Annotated in this window: 14 protein-coding genes; 8 read left to right on the top strand and 6 right to left on the bottom strand. The window is 69.8% G+C overall.

The genetic code is table 11. The features are described from left to right. Window positions 1-81 precede the first annotated feature (81 nt). Together C0012_RS06425 and cydB are read left to right on the top strand one after the other, a co-directional pair. Complete coding sequence (locus C0012_RS06425; protein ID WP_110590278.1) at window positions 82-1644, top strand: cytochrome ubiquinol oxidase subunit I; 1563 nt, start codon at window positions 82-84, stop codon at window positions 1642-1644. A gap of 26 nt (window positions 1645-1670) precedes the next feature. Continuing rightward, on the top strand, window positions 1671-2708 hold the full coding sequence (cydB, locus tag C0012_RS06430) for a cytochrome d ubiquinol oxidase subunit II (RefSeq protein ID WP_110590256.1): 1038 nt from the start codon (window positions 1671-1673) through the stop codon (window positions 2706-2708). A gap of 78 nt (window positions 2709-2786) precedes the next feature. Here the strand turns inward: cydB and C0012_RS06435 are convergent, their stop codons facing one another. Then, window positions 2787-4052, bottom strand: coding sequence for an RNA polymerase sigma factor (locus C0012_RS06435; RefSeq protein ID WP_110590257.1), 1266 nt, complete (start codon window positions 4050-4052; stop codon window positions 2787-2789). A 10-nt stretch (window positions 4053-4062) separates the two neighbouring features. Continuing rightward, window positions 4063-4491: a YciI family protein gene (locus C0012_RS06440; protein ID WP_110590258.1), complete on the bottom strand. Its 429-nt coding sequence runs from the start codon at window positions 4489-4491 to the stop codon at window positions 4063-4065. A 197-nt stretch (window positions 4492-4688) separates the two neighbouring features. On the opposite strand from C0012_RS06440, the gene cydC reads away from it, so the two are divergent. Next, window positions 4689-8405 (top strand): thiol reductant ABC exporter subunit CydC, encoded by a 3717-nt coding sequence (gene cydC, locus C0012_RS06445; protein WP_110590259.1) that lies wholly within the window; start codon window positions 4689-4691, stop codon window positions 8403-8405. A 119-nt stretch (window positions 8406-8524) separates the two neighbouring features. On the opposite strand, the gene C0012_RS06450 is transcribed toward cydC, so the two are convergent. From C0012_RS06450 to C0012_RS06465, 4 genes are all read right to left on the bottom strand, one after another. Next, the gene (locus tag C0012_RS06450; protein ID WP_162622934.1) at window positions 8525-8851 is read right to left on the bottom strand and encodes a hypothetical protein; all 327 of its coding nucleotides are present in this window, start codon (window positions 8849-8851) and stop codon (window positions 8525-8527) included. Between the two features lie 177 nt (window positions 8852-9028). Further along, window positions 9029-9436: a hypothetical protein gene (locus tag C0012_RS15570; RefSeq protein ID WP_198411071.1), complete on the bottom strand. Its 408-nt coding sequence runs from the start codon at window positions 9434-9436 to the stop codon at window positions 9029-9031. Window positions 9437-9566: 130 nt separating this feature from the next. Then, entirely contained in the window at window positions 9567-10739 is a 1173-nt protein-coding gene (locus C0012_RS06460; RefSeq protein ID WP_110590261.1) for a 4-hydroxybenzoate 3-monooxygenase, read from the bottom strand. An 84-nt stretch (window positions 10740-10823) separates the two neighbouring features. Then, the gene (locus C0012_RS06465; RefSeq protein WP_110590262.1) at window positions 10824-11576 is read right to left on the bottom strand and encodes an IclR family transcriptional regulator; all 753 of its coding nucleotides are present in this window, start codon (window positions 11574-11576) and stop codon (window positions 10824-10826) included. 73 nt (window positions 11577-11649) lie between these two features. On the opposite strand from C0012_RS06465, the gene C0012_RS06470 reads away from it, so the two are divergent. The 5 genes from C0012_RS06470 to C0012_RS06490 all read left to right on the top strand — a co-directional run bounded on the left by C0012_RS06470 (window position 11650) and on the right by C0012_RS06490 (window position 16645). Further along, entirely contained in the window at window positions 11650-12876 is a 1227-nt protein-coding gene (locus C0012_RS06470) for an MFS transporter (RefSeq protein WP_232527790.1), read from the top strand. 162 nt (window positions 12877-13038) lie between these two features. Continuing rightward, the gene (locus C0012_RS06475) at window positions 13039-13926 is read left to right on the top strand and encodes an SIS domain-containing protein (protein WP_110590263.1); all 888 of its coding nucleotides are present in this window, start codon (window positions 13039-13041) and stop codon (window positions 13924-13926) included. A 2-nt stretch (window positions 13927-13928) separates the two neighbouring features. Further along, window positions 13929-14834, top strand: coding sequence for an ROK family protein (locus C0012_RS06480; RefSeq protein ID WP_232527791.1), 906 nt, complete (start codon window positions 13929-13931; stop codon window positions 14832-14834). 104 nt (window positions 14835-14938) lie between these two features. Next, window positions 14939-15841: a class II fructose-bisphosphate aldolase gene (locus C0012_RS06485; protein ID WP_110590264.1), complete on the top strand. Its 903-nt coding sequence runs from the start codon at window positions 14939-14941 to the stop codon at window positions 15839-15841. A gap of 18 nt (window positions 15842-15859) precedes the next feature. Continuing rightward, window positions 15860-16645, top strand: coding sequence for a DeoR/GlpR family DNA-binding transcription regulator (locus C0012_RS06490; protein WP_110590265.1), 786 nt, complete (start codon window positions 15860-15862; stop codon window positions 16643-16645). Window positions 16646-16794 lie beyond the last annotated feature (149 nt).

Here is a 16794-nt window from a genome sequence, read left to right on the forward strand (position 1 = left end):
TCGAAGAACTTCTACTCATTGTAGAAATCTTCCCCTACACTGCCTATGAGACGCAGGTTCGACGACATCAAGGAGACGCTCGTGGACGTCCTCGACATCGCCCGTTGGCAGTTCGGCATCACGACCGTCTACCACTTCCTCATGGTCCCGCTCACGCTGGGCCTCGGCATGACGGTCGTGATCCTCCAGACAGCGTGGGTCCGCACGGGGAACGAGAAGTTCCTGCGCGCGACGAAGTTCTGGGGGAAGCTCTACCTCATCAACTTCATCGTCGGCGTCGCGACGGGGCTCGTGCAGGAGTTCCAGTTCGGCATGGCCTGGAGCGAGTACTCACGCTTCGTGGGCGACGTCTTCGGCGCTCCCCTCGCGCTCGAGGGCCTGCTCGCCTTCTTCGCCGAGTCGACGTTCCTCGGCATCTGGATCTTCGGCTGGGGGCGCCTGCGCAAGAGCCTGCACCTGATGGCGCTCTGGTTCGCCGTCATCGGATCGTGGATCTCGGCCTACTTCATCATCGTCGCCAACTCGTGGATGCAGCACCCCGTCGGCGTCGAGCTCGCAGACGACGGCCGCCCCGTCATGACCGACGTCTGGGCGGTGCTCACGAACAACACCGCGATCGCCGCGTTCACGCACACCATCCTCGGCGCTCTCGTCGTCGCCGGCATGTTCCTGCTCGGCATCAGCTGGTACCACCTGTGGCGCCGCCGCCACGACGGCATCGACACGGTCGACGAATCCGGTCGCGTCATCGTCGGCGAGGCCGACGCCCCCGGGCGCGATCGCACCGACCACGGCGTGTGGATCTGGTCGCTGCGCTTCGGCGCCGTCGTCGCCATCCTGGGCTTCGCCGGCACCGTCGTCACGGGTGACGTGCAGGGCAAGCTCATGTACGAGCAGCAGCCGATGAAGATGGCCGCGGCGGAAGCGGCCTGCCACACCGGCGGAGACTTCTCCGTCCTCTCGCTCGGCGACCCCGGCGGAAGCTGCGACGACGTCGTGACGCTCATCGAGGTGCCCGGTGTGCTGGGCTTCCTCGGAACGGGCGAGTGGGGCGCCGAGATGCCCGGGATCAACGACCTGGAGCCGGAGTACGTCGACCAGTACGGCGAGACGATCCCCGACGACGCCCTGTACGGCGAGCGCGCCGGCAGCGAAGTTGAGTACGTGCCCGTCATGTGGGTGACGTACTGGGGCTTCCGGCTCATGATCGGCCTCGGCGGCATCGTGGCGGGCGCCGCCGTCATCGCCCTGTGGCTCACGCGAAAGGGAACCGTCCCGCGTTCGCCTTCGATCATGCGTCTCGCGCTGCTCGGCATCCTCGCGCCCTTCGCGGCGAACATCGCGGGCTGGATCTTCACCGAGATGGGCCGTCAGCCCTTCGTCGTGGCTCCCAACCCCGATCCGTCGGGCATCGATGGCGTGTTCATGTTCACGGCGGCCGCCGTCTCGCCGGGCGTGACGGCCGCAGAGATGCTGTTCTCCGTCATCTCCCTGACGGTGATCTACGGCGTGCTCCTCATCATCGAGCTGTACCTGCTCGTCAAATACGTGCGCGGCGGCGTCGCGAGTGCCATGCCCGAACTCGCTCCACCCGACGAGCCGGACGACGACCGACGCGACGACGTCCTCGCGTTCGCCTACTGAGATCCCGCGGAACAGGAGACATCATCATGGACGTTCTTCCCGTCATCTGGTTCGGCGCGATCGCGCTGCTGTGGGTCGGATTCCTGCTGCTCGAGGGCTTCGATCTCGGCGTCGGCATGCACGTGCTCTTCTCGGCGCGAGACGAGAGGGAGCGCCGCACGATGCTCAACACGATCGGACCCGTGTGGGACGGCAACGAGGTGTGGCTCATCACGGCCGGGGCGGCGATGTTCGCTGCCTTCCCCCTCTGGTACGCATCGCTCTTCTCGGCGCTCTACATCCCCCTCACGATCACGCTGCTCGCCCTCATCCTCCGCGCCGTCTCGATCGAGTATCGCGGCAAGGTGCACACCGACCGGTGGGCGCGGTTCTGGACGTGGTCGCTCGGCATCGGATCCCTCGTCACGGCCTTCTGCATCGGCGCCGCCCTCGCCATCACCTCGACGGGGCTGCCGATCGACGCGAACGGCGATCGCGCCGGGCACCCGTTCGTGTGGCTGACGATCCCCGCGATCCTCGGCGGCCTCGGCGTCGTGGGCTTCGCCCTCACGCACGGATCCACCTTCCTCGCACTCAAGACCGACGGTGCGATCCGCGAGCGCGCCGCCCGCTTCAGCGCGACGTGGGGACCGCTGCTCCTCCTTCCGGCCGCCGCCTGGGCGATCTGGGCGCAGTTCGCGAACGGCGGATCCGTGCTGTCGTGGATCCTCGTCGCTCTCGCGGTCGTGGGCGCGGCGTTCGGCTGGATCGGCGCGAGGGCGCGCAAGGAGGGTCGCGCGTTCCTCGGCTACGGCGCGTTCGTCGTCGCCGGCGCCGGGTCGATCTTCGCTGCGATGTTCCCGTACGTCCTTCCGTCGACCCTCGATCCCGCGAACGGGCTCACCGTGTTCAACGCCTCGAGCAGCGACTACACCCTGACGGTGATGTCGATCGTCGCGGCCGTCGGCCTGCCGATCGTCATCGCCTACCAGGCGTGGTCGTACTGGGTGTTCCGCAAGCGCCTCGAACCGGGGATGATCCCCGCGCCGCACATCGTTCTCCCCGCGATCCTGCGCGAGAAGTAGGCGAAGGCGCCGGTCACCACGACCCGCCCTATGGCATTGCGTGCGTAGGGCGTGTCGTGGCTACTGAAGAAGCGCCGCTCAACGGCCGGTCGCGGCGCGGGCCTGGAGGATCGCGCGGTCGCGGGCGTTCCTCGCGCGCGACGCAGCCTCGGCGAACGCCTCGCGAGCCTCCTCGGTGCGGCCCAGACGTTCGAGCAGCTCCGCACGGACCGCGGGGACGAGGTGGGAGGCGCTCAAGCGCTTCTCCTGGGCAAGGCGGTCGACGATCTCGAGCGCCTCAGCCGGACCCGACGCCATCGACACGGCGCTCGCCCGATTCAGCTCGACGACGGGCGAAGACGCGATGCGCAGGAGCGCGTCGTACAGGCGCACGATCGTCGCCCAATCCGTCTCCTCGACGCTCGGCGCGATCGCGTGACACTCGGCGATCCCCGCCTGCAGCGCGTAGGCGTCGCGCCCGCGGCCGAGGCGGTCGACCCGCGCGAGGGCGTCGCGACCACGGGAGATGGCCCCGCGATCCCACCGCGTCCGGTCCTGGTCGGCGAGCAGAATCGGATCCCCGGAGGCATCGAGGCGCGCAGGGAAGCGCGAGGCTGTCAGCTCCATGAGCGCGACGAGACCCTGCGGACCCGGCTCGTCCGGCAGGAGCGCGGCAAGGGAACGGCCGAGTCGCAGCGCCTCCCGCGCGAGATCCGGGCGGATCACGTCGTCACCGTGGCTCGCCGAATGCGCTTCGGTGAAGACGAGGTAGATGACGCCGAGCGCGGCGGCGAGGCGAGGCGCGAGATCGGCACCCGAGGGAGCCTCGAACGGCACATCCGCTTCAGTGAGCTGCCGCTTGGCGCGGACGATGCGCTGCTGCACGGTCGAGACGGGCACGAGGAACGCCGCCGCGATCTCCTCCGTCGTCAGCCCCGCGACGATCCGCAGCGTCAGGGCGACGCGCGCCTGCGACGTGAGCACGGGGTGGCACGCGATGAAGATGAGGCGCAGGACGTCGTCGTCGATCTCGTCCGGATCCCAGGGGCTGTCGTCGACGGGTTCCCTCTCTGCCGCGATCAGCGCGAGGCGGTCCGCATACCTCTCACGGCGACGCCAGTGGTCGATGGCGCGACGCTTCGCGGTCGTCGTCAGCCAGGCTCCGCCGTTGCGGGGGATCCCCGCGCGCGGCCACTGCTCAAGGGCCTCGGCGAGCGCCTCCTGCGCGAGGTCCTCAGCGAGGGTGAAGTCGCCCGTGTACCGCGTGAGCGTCGCGACGATCTTCGCCGCGTCGGCGCGCCATACGGCAGACACGGCCCGGCGTGCGGATTCCTCCGCACGCGGGACCGCGTCGTCGAGCGTCATCACATGCCGGTCACTTCTGGGCGCGAGCGGCCTGCTCCTCGCGCCATCCGGCCTCCTTCTTCACCCATTCGTTCTCCGGATCGAAATCCGACTCGTCCGTGACGCGCCGCACCTCGATCTTCGTCCCCGGGCCGAGCGGCACCTTGCTAGCCCAGTGGATCGCCTCCTCCTTCGTGGCGACCTCGAGCATCCAGAACCCATTGAAGAGCTCCTTCGTCTCGCCGTAAGGCCCGTCGGTGACGAGAGGGGGCTCGGCCGAGTAGTCGACGACGAATCCGTTGTCGTCCGGATCGGCGAGCCCCTCGCCGCCGACCATGACCCCCGCCTTCATGAGCTCTTCGTTGTATCGCCCCATGTCCTCGATGATCTGCTCGAAGGGAACCTCCTTCGAGGCTTCGATCGCCTCGTCCGTGACGCGCATGATCAGCATGAACTTCATTGGTCCGTCTCCTTCTCTCGGGGCCGCCGTCTCGGCCCTCTCACCAGTCACGTCGACTGGGCAGCGTGCGGATCGACATCTCCGCAGAAAATTCTTGTGATCGGTGTGCCCCGCGTCCACCCCTCCGCCGAAAGCACGCGCAGAACGGGCGCGGCGATTCGCCCGTCCCCCTCCTATCGGGTAGGCATAGAACTACGATGAGCAACGACCCCTGGCAGGCGGAGGCCGAGCGGCCCCGCGAACCGGCGCGGCGGCCCGAACTGGGGCCGGTTCCGCGTATCGCCCTCTTCGCGCTCGGGCTGCTCGCGGCCCTGAAGGGTCTCGGCCTCGTCCTCGTAGCAGCGGCCGTCGCGGCAGGGATCGCGGGGCTCCAGGCGGGGGCGCTCGATACCCAGCAGGTGGCGCTTCTCGGCGGCTCCGGCGCCGTACTGCGGGCGCTCGCGGGGTGGGCGACGCAGGGCGTCGCACAGCACGTGGCGGTGACCGTGAAACGGGAGCTGCGGGGCCGGCTGTGGGATCGCATCGCTCACGGCGATGCGGAGGGCGCGGACATCACCGAGGACGCCGCTCCGGACCGTCCATCGGCTCCGGCACGCATCTCGACGAGCCGCGAGGGGGAAGGCTCAGTCGCGGTCCTCGCCACCGACGGGCTCGACGATCTCGATGAGTACTACCAGTCGAGCCTTCCGGCGATCATCCAGGCGGCCATCGTCCCCCTCATCGTCGGCCTATGGATCCTCGGGGCCGACTGGGTCAGCGCGCTGATCGTCGTCGTGACGGTGCCGCTCGTGCCGCTGTTCATGGTGCTGATCGGCCGGCACACGCAGGCGCGCACGGACGAGGCGATCAGCTCGCTTGCGCGGCTGGCGAATCACATGACGGAACTGGCACGCGGCCTGCCCGTGCTGGTGGGCCTGAATCGCGTCGAGGAGCAGTCGCGGGCTCTCGACGGCATCCAGCGCGAGTATCGCGCGCGCACGCAGGAGACGCTGCGCTGGGCCTTCCTCTCGTCGCTAGCCCTCGAGCTCATCGCGACGATCTCGGTCGCCGTCGTCGCCGTCTTCCTCGGGCTGCGCCTCCTGAATGGATCCGTGGGGCTCGAGACGGCGCTTCTGGCTCTGCTTCTCGCGCCCGAGTGCTTCACGGCGCTGCGCGAAGTGGGCGCGGCGTTCCACTCCTCGCAGGACGGCCTGTCTGCGCTGCAGCGCGTGCGCGGGATCCTGTCGGGCGCGCGTCGAGACGATGTCCGCGGGGCGGCGCTGCCGGTCGTCGCGGACATCACGAGTCCGATCGATCTGCCGCTGACGAAGAACCTGCCGGAAAGGTACGAGCAACCGGCGGATTTCCCGACGCTGGGCGAGATCGCGGCGGGCACGGCATGGGCGGGGCAGCCCGAACCGGAGCAGGAGCATGCGCCGCCCGCAATCGTGGTGCGCGACCTCACGGTGCACTACGCGGGCCGCGCGGATCCGACGCTCGCAGACTTCTCTGCGCGCCTGACGGGGGTCACCGCGGTGACGGGGCCGTCCGGCGCGGGCAAGTCGACTCTTCTCGGCGCCCTGACGGGCACGCTGCCGTCGGATGCGGCGTCGTCGGGGTGGATCGTCGGCATCGACGCCGAGCAGGTCGCGTGGGCGCCGCAGGTCCCGCGGGCCTTCACCGCGACCCCGTGGGATGAGCTCGTGCTCTACGGCTCGTCGAATCCCGAGGCTCCCCTGCGCGAGCTCGGTCTGCAGGCGGCGGCCTACTCATCGATCGCCGAACTCAGCCCGGGCGAGCTGCGGCGTCTCGCCGTGGCGCGCGCCCTCGTCCGAGTCGACGCCGGCGCGACCGTCCTGGTGCTCGACGAGCCGACCGCACACCTCGACGGCCGTTCGGCCGAACGGGTACGCGACGCGATCCGCCGCCGTGCCCACCGGGCAACCGTGGTCCTGGCGACGCACGAGCCCGAAACGCGAGCGCTCGCAACGCACACGGTCGCCGTCGACGCCGCCCCGTCGTCCGCCTCCGACCTGCACAACGACGCCAATTCTGTGCAGACTTCACCCGAGGCGGGGGTTCCGGGCGAGGAACCCGCAGAATTGGCGTCGTCGTGCAGTCCGCGGCCCGAAGCCACGAAATCGGCCGAGGTCGCGGACAGCCCGGGGACCGATGCCGCCGAGCCGGCGACGTCGACCGTCGGGATCCCCGTCGTCACCGACTCGGTGCGGCTCGCGGACGGTCCCGAGTCGCAGAACATCCGCCTGCCGCGGCTGCGTGGCCCGAAGCACCGCGCGCTCCGCCGCACGCGCGCGGGCACGTGGCGCGGCCTCGCCGAAACCATCGCGCCTGCCGCCGTCCTATGGATCCTCGGAATCCTCTTGGCGTTCACGACGATCGCGATGGGGCTCTCCCTCACGGCCATCTCGGGGTGGCTCATCGTGCGCGCGAGCGTCGAAGAGCACATCATGTACCTGCTCGTCGCGATCGTCGGCGTGCGCTTCTTCGGCATCGGTCGCGCCGTCTCGCGCTACGCCGAGCGCCTCGTCACCCATGCCGCTGCCTTCCGCGTCACGGATCGTCTGCGCCTCGTGCTGTGGCGTTCGATCGCGGGGCGCGGGGCGGGATCCCGGCGACTGCTCGAAGGCGGATCTCCCGTCGACTATCTCGTCACCCTGGCCGACGAGCTCCGCGATCTGCTGCCCCGCACGATCCCGCCCCTCGCGGTCGGGATCCTGTCGATCGCGGGCATCACCGTGACGACGGCTTTCGTCGCCCCGCAGCTGACGGGCATCGTCGCCGCGACACTGGGCGCCGCGGCCGTCCTCGGAGTGGGCCTCGCGGTGGTCTCGGCGCGCGGCGCGATGCGTCGCCGGATCCGCGAGCGCTCGGCGCTCGTGCGCGGAACGTCCGCACTCGCGTCGGCCGCCGACGAGCTGCGCGCGAACGGGGTATCGCTGCCCGCCGTGGCGCGACTCGATCGCGCCGGATCCCGGCTCGCCCAGGCCGAGCGACGCGCCGCATGGGCGTCGGGGCTCGGGAGCGCGGTCGTCGTGTTCGCGGCGTCGTCGCTCGCCGCGGCGATCGCCCCCCTCTCCCTCGGTGTTCCGGCTGAGCTGGCGTGCGTCGTCGCGCTCCTCGCCCTTGCCGCCGTCGAACCACTCGAGGGATTCGTCGCCGCGGGCCACCGAGTCCCCGCCCTGCGCGAGGTCGCGCGCCGACTCGCACCGCTCACGACGCCACCCGAGCCGGTCTCGACGGGAACGGCGAGCGCACCGCACCCCGTGCGCGAGCTGGCGCTGCAGAACGTCGCAGCGAAGTACCCAGGAACGGACGGCCCCGTCTTCCGTCACATCTCCGGTTCCGCACGCGCGGGCGACTGGCTCGTCATCTCGGGACGGTCAGGGGCCGGCAAGTCGACGCTCCTCTCGGTCATCATGGGGGCGCTGTGGACGACCGAGGGAGCGGTGACCGCAGACGGCGTGCCGCTCACGGACATCGCGCCGGAGTCGTGGCGGTCGAGGGTCGCGTGGTGCCCGCAGGACGCGTACGTCTTCGACTCGAGCATCCGCGCAAACCTGCTGTTGGCGCGCGGACGAGACGACGCGCCGTCCGATGACGATATGACCGACGCGCTGCGGCGCGCGGGCCTCGGCTCGCTGCTCGACTCGCTGCCGGACGGCCTCGACACCCACGTCGGCACGGGCGGATCCGGCCTGTCGGGCGGCGAACGCCAGCGCCTTGCGGTCGCCCGCGCGCTGCTGGGCCACGCCGACGTGATCCTGCTCGACGAGCCCGCCGCGCATCTCGACGCCCCCACGGCGCAGGCACTGATGGCCGACATCCGGCGAGCGACCGCGGACCGCATCGTCGTCCTCGTCAGCCACCGCGCCGACGCCCAGGCCCCGGGGGGCTCGACAACGATCCAGCTGTGAGGGACGGGCAGTGGCGGGCCACCACGCGACAGGACGCCCTCACCCATCGCAGTTGGACAAGATGAGGGCGCCGTCTCGCTCGCGCGCTGTTGCGTGAACGCTGTCCAGGCTTGGGCCGGTCAGTCGTCGCCGATCCAGTCCCACTCACACGCGACGGCGTCGGAGAAATCGGCCTCGTCGATGTCGTGGTCTGCCGGGATGACGGCGACTTCAATCACCGTCGAATCCTCGAGCGTGTCACCGTCGCTGCACGCGTTGACGATCGTCCACTCCCCCCACAGCGCATCGTCTCCGTCGAACATCGGCGGTTCACCGATCCGCGGGCTTGCGTCCTGGACCATGTAGGTAGTGTCCGGGACAACGTCACCCGCGAGGCGGTCGGTGTCATCCGCAAGACTCGAAAGCTGCGCGCCGATGTACTCGTCGACGCTACGGTTTGCCAGCACGTCATCTGTCGACGCGCAACTGCTGACGGCCAGTGCGCCGATCGTCGCAACTGCCACCGCCCGCACACTTCGCACGCGGGGCCTCCTAGGTTTCATTCGCAAGAGATGTGCGCGGAGTACGGATTGAACGCTCCGATGATTCCGCTGCTCGACAACGATCCAGCTGTGAGGGGCGGGCTACACCTCGTCGTCGAACCGGCGCCGAGTGAGGCCGTCGACGTCGCGATCGAGGTGGTCGATCTTCGCCTCGACCTTCGCGAAGCGAGCATCCATCGTCGACTCCACCTGCGCGAAGCGGGCATCCATCGTCGACTCCACCTGCGCGAAGCGGGCATCCATCGTCGACTCCACCTGCGCGAAGCGGGCGTCCATCGTGGACTCCACCTTCTCGAACCGAACGTCGACGGCCGCGAATCGTGCGTTCATCACGCCCTCGAGACGATCGAACCCAGCGCGCATCTCCGTCTGCAGCTCCGAGCGGAGCCCCTGGAACATCCGCCCGGTCATCGCGAGCATGACCGTTACGAGGGCAACCATGGCTCCGATGAACGCTCCGATGAGCGTCCACACTTGCGGTTCTGTCATGGTCAGCACTCCTTCATTGTCGCGGATCCCTCCGACCCTGTCACCTACCTCCGACAGGCGTCGGCCTGGCGCCGGCGATTGGGGAGAGATTCGTGCGATCAGCCGATTGTGAGCACGCTGACCCTGATCCTCACACCGGCAGGGGCCACCCCGTGTAGGCCTCGGCGAGGAAGCCGCGACCGTTTCGCGACTCGACGACGCTGCGCAGCTCGCCGAGCTGGCGCCTGTTGTCAAAGTCGCTCGCGTCCGGGGCGCGGTGCAGCATGCTCGTCATCCACCACGAGAAATGCTGCGCCTTCCAGATCCGCGCGAGCGCGGTCTCCTCGAACGACTCGAGCAGCTCGGCGGATCCTCCGAGCAGCAGTCGCTCGAGCGCGCGGGCGAGGACCACGACATCGGCGATCGCGAGGTTCATACCCTTCGCGCCCGTCGGGGGCACCGTGTGTGCGGCATCGCCGACGATCGCGGCGCGCCCGCGGAGGAGGCGATGGGCGACGAAGCTGCGGAAGCGCAGGACGTCGCGCTGGAAGATGGAGCCTTCCTGCAGCGTCGTACCGGGCACGCGAGCCTGCAGCATGTCCCACAGCTGCGCCTCGGTGTACGCATCGGGATCCTGATCGGGGTCGCACTGGAAGTACATGCGCTGCACCTCGGGGCTGCGCTGACTGATGAGCGCGAAGCCCTCGGGCGAGTTGCTGTAGATCAGCTCGTCCGCTGACGGCGGCGCCTCGCACAGCACACCGAACCAGGCGAACGGGTACTCGCGGAAGAAGCCGCCGTGCGCGCCAGTGACCGCGTCGCGCGTGATGCTGCGAGACCCCTCGGCGCCGACGACGAAATCGGCCTCGATCTCGATGGCCTCGCCGTCGGGTCCGGTCCCGAGCACGCGCGGACGATCGCTGTCGATGTCGACGACCTCGTCGGCGCGCGTGGAGAAGCGCAGGTCCTGCCCCGCCGCGAGGCGTGCGGCGATGAGGTCCTTCAGCACCTCGTGCTGCGGATACAGCCAGACGCCGCGTCCGACGAGGTCGGCGAAGTCGATGCGGTGTCCCGCGCCGTCGAAGCGCAGCTCGATGCCGTCGTGGCGGCTGCCGACCGTGTCGACGCGGTCGGAGGCCCCCGTCTGGCGCAGGATCTCGACCGTGTTCTGCTCGAGGATCCCGGCGCGCACGGTCGTCTCGATCTCGTGGCGCGTGCGGCTGTCGAGCACGATCGATTCGATCCCTGCGTGGTCGAGCAGGTGGGCGAGCATGAGGCCCGCGGGCCCGGCGCCGACGATGGCGACGCGGGTGCGTTCGGTCATGGTGTCTCCTTCGACGTGTCCTGCGCCGAGTCTGCCCGCCGGGAGGAGCGGAGCGGAGGCGGATCCCGTTGAACGGGAAGCGGATCAGGACCCGCGCGGGAGCCGCCGCGCGATCCCCGCCGCCGCGGCGCGGAGCTCCTCGAGCGCGCCCGCCGTGGGCGCCGCGCGCGGCACGACGACGGAGAGCGCGGCGAGCACGCGCCCCGCACCGTCGCGCAGAGGGACCGCGATGCCCGTCGACACCGGTTCGACGTAGCCGGGCGCGACGACGAACTCGTCGCGCCGGATCTGCGCGAGCAGCTCGCGCAGGCGATCGGGGTCCGTGACTGTGTCGGGCGTGAACGGATCCAGCCTCCCCTCGAGCGCGTCCCCCTGCATCTCGTCGGGCGAGAAGGCGAGCAGCACGAGCCCGGAGGACGACGCGTGCAGGGGAAGGCGCCCCGCGATCCGCGTGATGTTCGACACGGCGTGCGGATCCGAAAGCCGTTCGAGGAACAGCACCTCCCCGTTTTCGAGAACGCCGAGCTGCGTGTGCTCGCGCACCCGCGTCTGCACGCGCTCCATGTACGGGAGCACGACCTGGCGCAGGCGCAGGGCGCGCGAACCGCGCTGCGCGATCTCCCACAGATGCATCCCGAGCTGCACGCGACCGTCCGCGAGTCGCTCGAGAAGGCCCGTCGCGACGAGTTCCGAGACGAGCCGGTGCGCCGTCGAACTCGGTAGACGCGCGAGCCGCCCGATCTCGGTTGCCGTGAGAGCCGTGCGGTCGGTGTCGAACGACTCGAGCACGCGCAGGATCCGCTCGGAGACCGATTCGCCCGACGGAGAGTTCGCCATGCACCCAGCTTCCCTCATTCCGCTCATCGGGATGCGGGGCGGCGAAGGAGACCGACAGGTGTAGCATCCGGGCGTGCCCGCTCATTCCCCGGTCGACGGCGACCGCCGCGTCTCTCTCGCGCTCCTGCTCGGGGCGCTATGCGTGATCGCGGTCAACATGCGCACGCCGATCACGGGGATCGGGCCTCTTCTCGAACAGATCAGCGCATCGACGGGGCGTGCGCTGCCGACGCTCAGCCTCCTGACGTCGATCCCAGTCATCTCGTGGGCGGTCGTGTCCTCGGTCGCGCACCCGCTTGCGCGGCGCTTCGGTACACGGCGCACCGTGCTCGGCGCGCTCGTGATGCTCGGCATCGGCACGCTGATCCGCTCGATGCCCGGCGTCGGCGCCGAGATCGAGCTGTGGGTGGGCACGGGGATCATCGGTGTGACGCTCGCGCTCCTGAACGTTCTGATGCCGGCCGTCGTCAAGCGGTCGTTCGGTGCGCGCGTTCCCACCGTGACGAGCATCTACACGGCGCTTCTCGCAGGCTGCGGCGCCGTCGCCTCGAGCCTCGTCGTGCCTGTGTCGTACCTCGTCTCGGGTGGCGAGGGCGCCGCCGGCTGGCGCGTCGCGCTCCTCGCCGTGGTCTCGACGCTGCCGATCGCAATCGGACTGTGGGCGTGGCACACGCGACAGTTCGGGCGGGAGGAACGAGAGCCGCGCCGCACGGCGGGAACGCCACGCGGCCGCAGCGTGTGGGGCGATCGGACCGCGTGGCTCGTCGGTCTGTACATGGGGGCGCAGTCCACGCTCTTCTACGCGATGCTCACGTGGACGGCGCCGTTCTCGCGCTCGGTCGGTCGCAGCGAGGTCGTTGCCGGAAGCGACGTGATGCTGTTCCAGATCATCGGCGTGATCGGATCCCTCGGCTTGCCCTTCCTCATGCGCGGCCGGCTCGCGCGGTGGATGCCCTCCCTCATCCCCGTTGTCGGGATGGTCGGGATCTCGGGGCTCATCCTCGCCCCGCAGGGCATCGTCGTCTGGCTCCTGATCCAGGGCCTGAGCAGCGGGGCTTCCCTCGCGATCTCCCTGACCCTCATGGCCACGCGCGCACGCGATCATCGCGCGGCGTCGGCACTCAGCGGGATGGCGCAGTCGGTGGGATACGTCATCTCGGGGGCCGCTCCCCTCGTCTTCGGCGCGATCCTCACGGCGAGCGGCGGATGGGAGTGGGCGTTCGGCTACGTTCTCGTCGCGCTCACAGCGCAGCTCGTGCTCGGGGTGTTCGTGGGCCGCGAGCGCTACGTCTTCGACTGACGGCGCGCTTCGGCGCCGAGTCTCGCCTCGGGAACCGGCGGGCAGGAGACTGCGTGGTTCAGCCACCCCGTGAAAATTGATGATTGTTTTTGATTACTTCTCATGGTTATAGTCAATCTCAGTCATACGGGATCGTCTCGGTGGCACCGAGGGAAGAGAGCCATGACCGATACCTTCGTCGAAGAAGAGATCGCCACCCAGCCCGAGATGTGGCGGCGGGCGGCCGCGCTTCTGCCCGAGGTATCCGGCGATCTCCCGCACTCCGGCGAGCGCATCGCGGTTGTCGGCTGCGGCACGAGCTGGTTCATGGCGCAGAGCTACGCGGCAGCGAGGGAAGCAGCCGGTCACGGCGAGACCGATGCGTTCCCGGGCTCCGAGTTCCCGCACGGACGCCGCTACGACCGGATCGTCGCGATCTCGCGATCAGGCACCACGACCGAGGTGATCGACCTCTTCCGCTCCGCATCCGGTGTGCCGACACTGCTGATCACCGGAGTCCCCAACTCTCCTGCGACGCAGGAGGCGGACGCGACCATCGCACTCCCGTTCGCCGACGAGCGCTCCGTCGTGCAGACGCGATTCGCCACGACGACGCTCGCCCTGTTGCGCGCCCATCTGGGTGACGACATCGACACGCTTGCCCAGCAGGCGGAGCGCGCGCTCGCAGTCGACGTCTCCGAGATGCTCGACGCCGAGCAGGTGACGTTCCTCGGGCGCGGTCCCGCCGTTGGGCTCGCCGCCGAGGCAGCGCTGAAGATGCGTGAAGCGGCACGGTTCTGGGCTGAGTCCTACCCCGCGATGGACTACCGACACGGCCCGCTCGCGATCGCCCAGACCGGTCGGCTGGTGTGGTCTCTCGGAGACCTGCCGCCAGGCCTCGCGGACGATATCGCCGCGACCGGAGCCGAGCTCGTCCGTCACGCCGAGCTCGACCCGCTGCCAGCGCTCATCGTCGCTCAGCGCTTCGCGGTCGCACAGGCCAAGCAACGAGGCCTCGACCCCGATCGGCCCCGCTCGCTCGCGCGATCCGTGATTCTCGACGAGGTGTAGCCGTGGTGCCGCCCCTGGGCACCGGCCCCTCCGCCCTCGTCGCCGACGTCGGCGGGACGACCATCAAGCTCGCGCGCGTCGACCGCACGGGAACGTTCAGTGAGCCGATACGGGTCCCGACGCCACGGGACGGCGCGCACACCCCCGAGCGGATCCTCGACGCGATCGCCCGCGGGGGCAGTGACGGCGCGGATGTGATCGGCATCGGCATCCCGGGAATCGTCGACGACGCCCGCGGCATCGGGGTGTTCTCCGAGAATCTCGGCTGGCGAGACGTCGACTTCCGCGCCGTGGCCACGGAGAGATTCGGCTCGACGGTGCACGTCATCCACGATGTGCGCGCGGCCGCCCTCGCCGAGCTGCACCTCGGCGCCGCCCGTGGGCTGAACGACGCCGTGATCCTCACGATCGGAACCGGGATCTCCGCGGTGCTCATCACCGGCGGGCGGATGCACGTCGCCGGCGGGTATGCGGGTGAGATCGGCCACGTCGTCGTCGACAGCGGCGGCGAGGAATGCGCGTGCGGCAATCGCGGATGCCTCGAGGCGACCGCCTCCGCCGCCGCGATCGCCAGGCGCTTCACGCGGGACACCGGGGTCCCCGTGTCCGGCGCCCACGATGTCGCCGATCGCGCCGCCCGTGGCGACGTCGATGCCGCACGGATCTGGGACAGCGCCGTCGACGCGATCGCACTCGGCATCTCCCACGCGGCAGCGCTCACCGCGCCGGAGGCCGTCATCATCGGCGGCGGCCTCGCCGAGGCGGGCGGCGCGCTCTTCGACCCTTTGACCGCGCGTCTCGACACGCGCTACCGACTGCGCTCGATCCCGGTACGCCCCGCGAGCTTCGGCGAGAACGCGGGCGTCATCGGCGTCGCCCTGCATGCCCGCGCCGCCGCTCACCACTGACTCGCGAAAGGGAACCGCATGATCTTCGCCGCCACCGATCCCGGGGTTCGACTTCGCGATCTGCGCGGGGCAGCGGGCGCCACCTCTGCCATTGGGGAGGACCCATGCCTCTCCTGAACACCGCCACGCTCCTGACCGATGCCGTCGATCGCGGGACCGGATTGGCCGCCGTGAACCTCGTCAATCTCGAGAGCGCGGAGGCGATCACCGAAGCCGCGAACCGGACGGGCCTGCCGATCGTTCTGCAGATCTCACAGAACTGCGTGCAGTACCACGGCGGGCGCCTGCGTCCCCTCGCAGCAGCCGCCGCGGCGCTCGCGGAGTCGTCGAGCGCGAACATCGCGCTGCACCTCGATCACGCCGAGGATCCGATCCTCGCGCACGAGGCGATCGCGCTGGGCTTCGGCTCGGTGATGTACGACGGAGCAGCGCTGCCGTACGACGACAACGTGCGGACGACGCGCGAGGTCATCGCTCACGCGCACGATCGCGGCGTGATCGTCGAGGCCGAGCTCGGTGAGATCGGCGGCAAGGACGGCGCGCACGCGCCGGGTGTGCGCACCGACCCTGGTGAAGCCGCCTCCTTCGTCGCCGACACCGGAGTCGACGCACTCGCTGTCGCGGTTGGCTCCTCACACGCCATGACGTCGCGCGATGCCGCGCTCGACATGGGCCTCATCGCCCGCCTGCGGAGCGCGGTTCCGGTTCCCCTCGTCCTGCACGGATCGTCAGGGGTCTCGGACGCCGGGATCCGCGCCGCCGTGCGCGCGGGGATCACCAAGGTCAATGTCGCGACGCATCTCAACGGCTTCTTCACCCGCGGCGTGCGCGACGCGCTCTCCGAAGACGACGCCCTCGTCGACATGCGCAAGTACCTCGGTCCGGGCCGTGAGGCGATGACGGCAGGCACCATGCACCTCCTGCGCGTGCTGTCGCTCGCGCCCACGCCGTCTGAACCCTCTTCCCGCGACTCCGGCATGATGGTGAGGTCCGCACCCGCATCGTGATCGCCCCGGAGGAACGGCATGGAACGCGAAGATCGCCTCTCCCGACTCGTTGACCTCATCCTCGAGAGCGGCTCGGTGCGCGTCGAGGGGGTGATGGAGCACTTCGGTGTCTCGCCCGCGACGGCCCGGCGCGATCTCGACGTCCTCGCCGAGCAGCAGCTCGTCACGCGAACGCGCGGCGGGGCGATGTCCAACAGCTCGTCGGGTGATCTGCCGCTGCGCTACCGAAGCGTTCGCAACGGGCACGCCAAGCGAGCGATCGCCTCGCGCGTGGCCGAGCTCGTCGAACCGGGATCCGTCATCGCGTTCAACGGCGGGACGACGACGACGGCCGCCGCCTACGAAGTGGGCGTGCGCTCCGCATCGGATCCGCTCTTCGCCGCGGAGGACACGACGCTCGTGACGAACGCCGTCAACATCGCGAACGACCTGACCGTGCGACCGCAGCTGCGCATCGTCGTCATCGGCGGCGTCGCCCGCACGCGCAGCTACGAGCTCATCGGCCCCTTGACGTCGCTGATCCTTCCGGAGATCAGCATCGACACCCTCTTCCTCGGCGTGAATGCGATTGATCCGGCCCGGGGGCTCTTCGCGCAGGACGACGGCGAGGCGGCGGTCAATGCCGCCCTGATTGCGGCAGCACGGCGGACCGTCGTCGTCGCCGATGCATCGAAGTTCGCGGCGACGGCGTTTGCCCGGATCGTCGACTTCACCGACGCCGACGCCGTCCTGACCGACGCGGGCATCACCGACACAGACGCCGACGCCGTCCGTGAGGCAGGCGTCGAGCTCCTCCTCGCGTGACGCGAGATGCGGCGCATGGGGTTCAGCCCTTCATCCCGCTCGTCGCGATGCCCTCGACGAAGAACCGCTGACCCAGCAAGAAGATCACCGCGATCGGCACCACCGAGATCACCAACCCCGCGAACAACACCCCGTAATCCACGTCATAC

The organism is Microbacterium suaedae (genome assembly GCF_003254645.1).
Lineage (GTDB): Bacteria > Actinomycetota > Actinomycetes > Actinomycetales > Microbacteriaceae > Microbacterium > Microbacterium suaedae.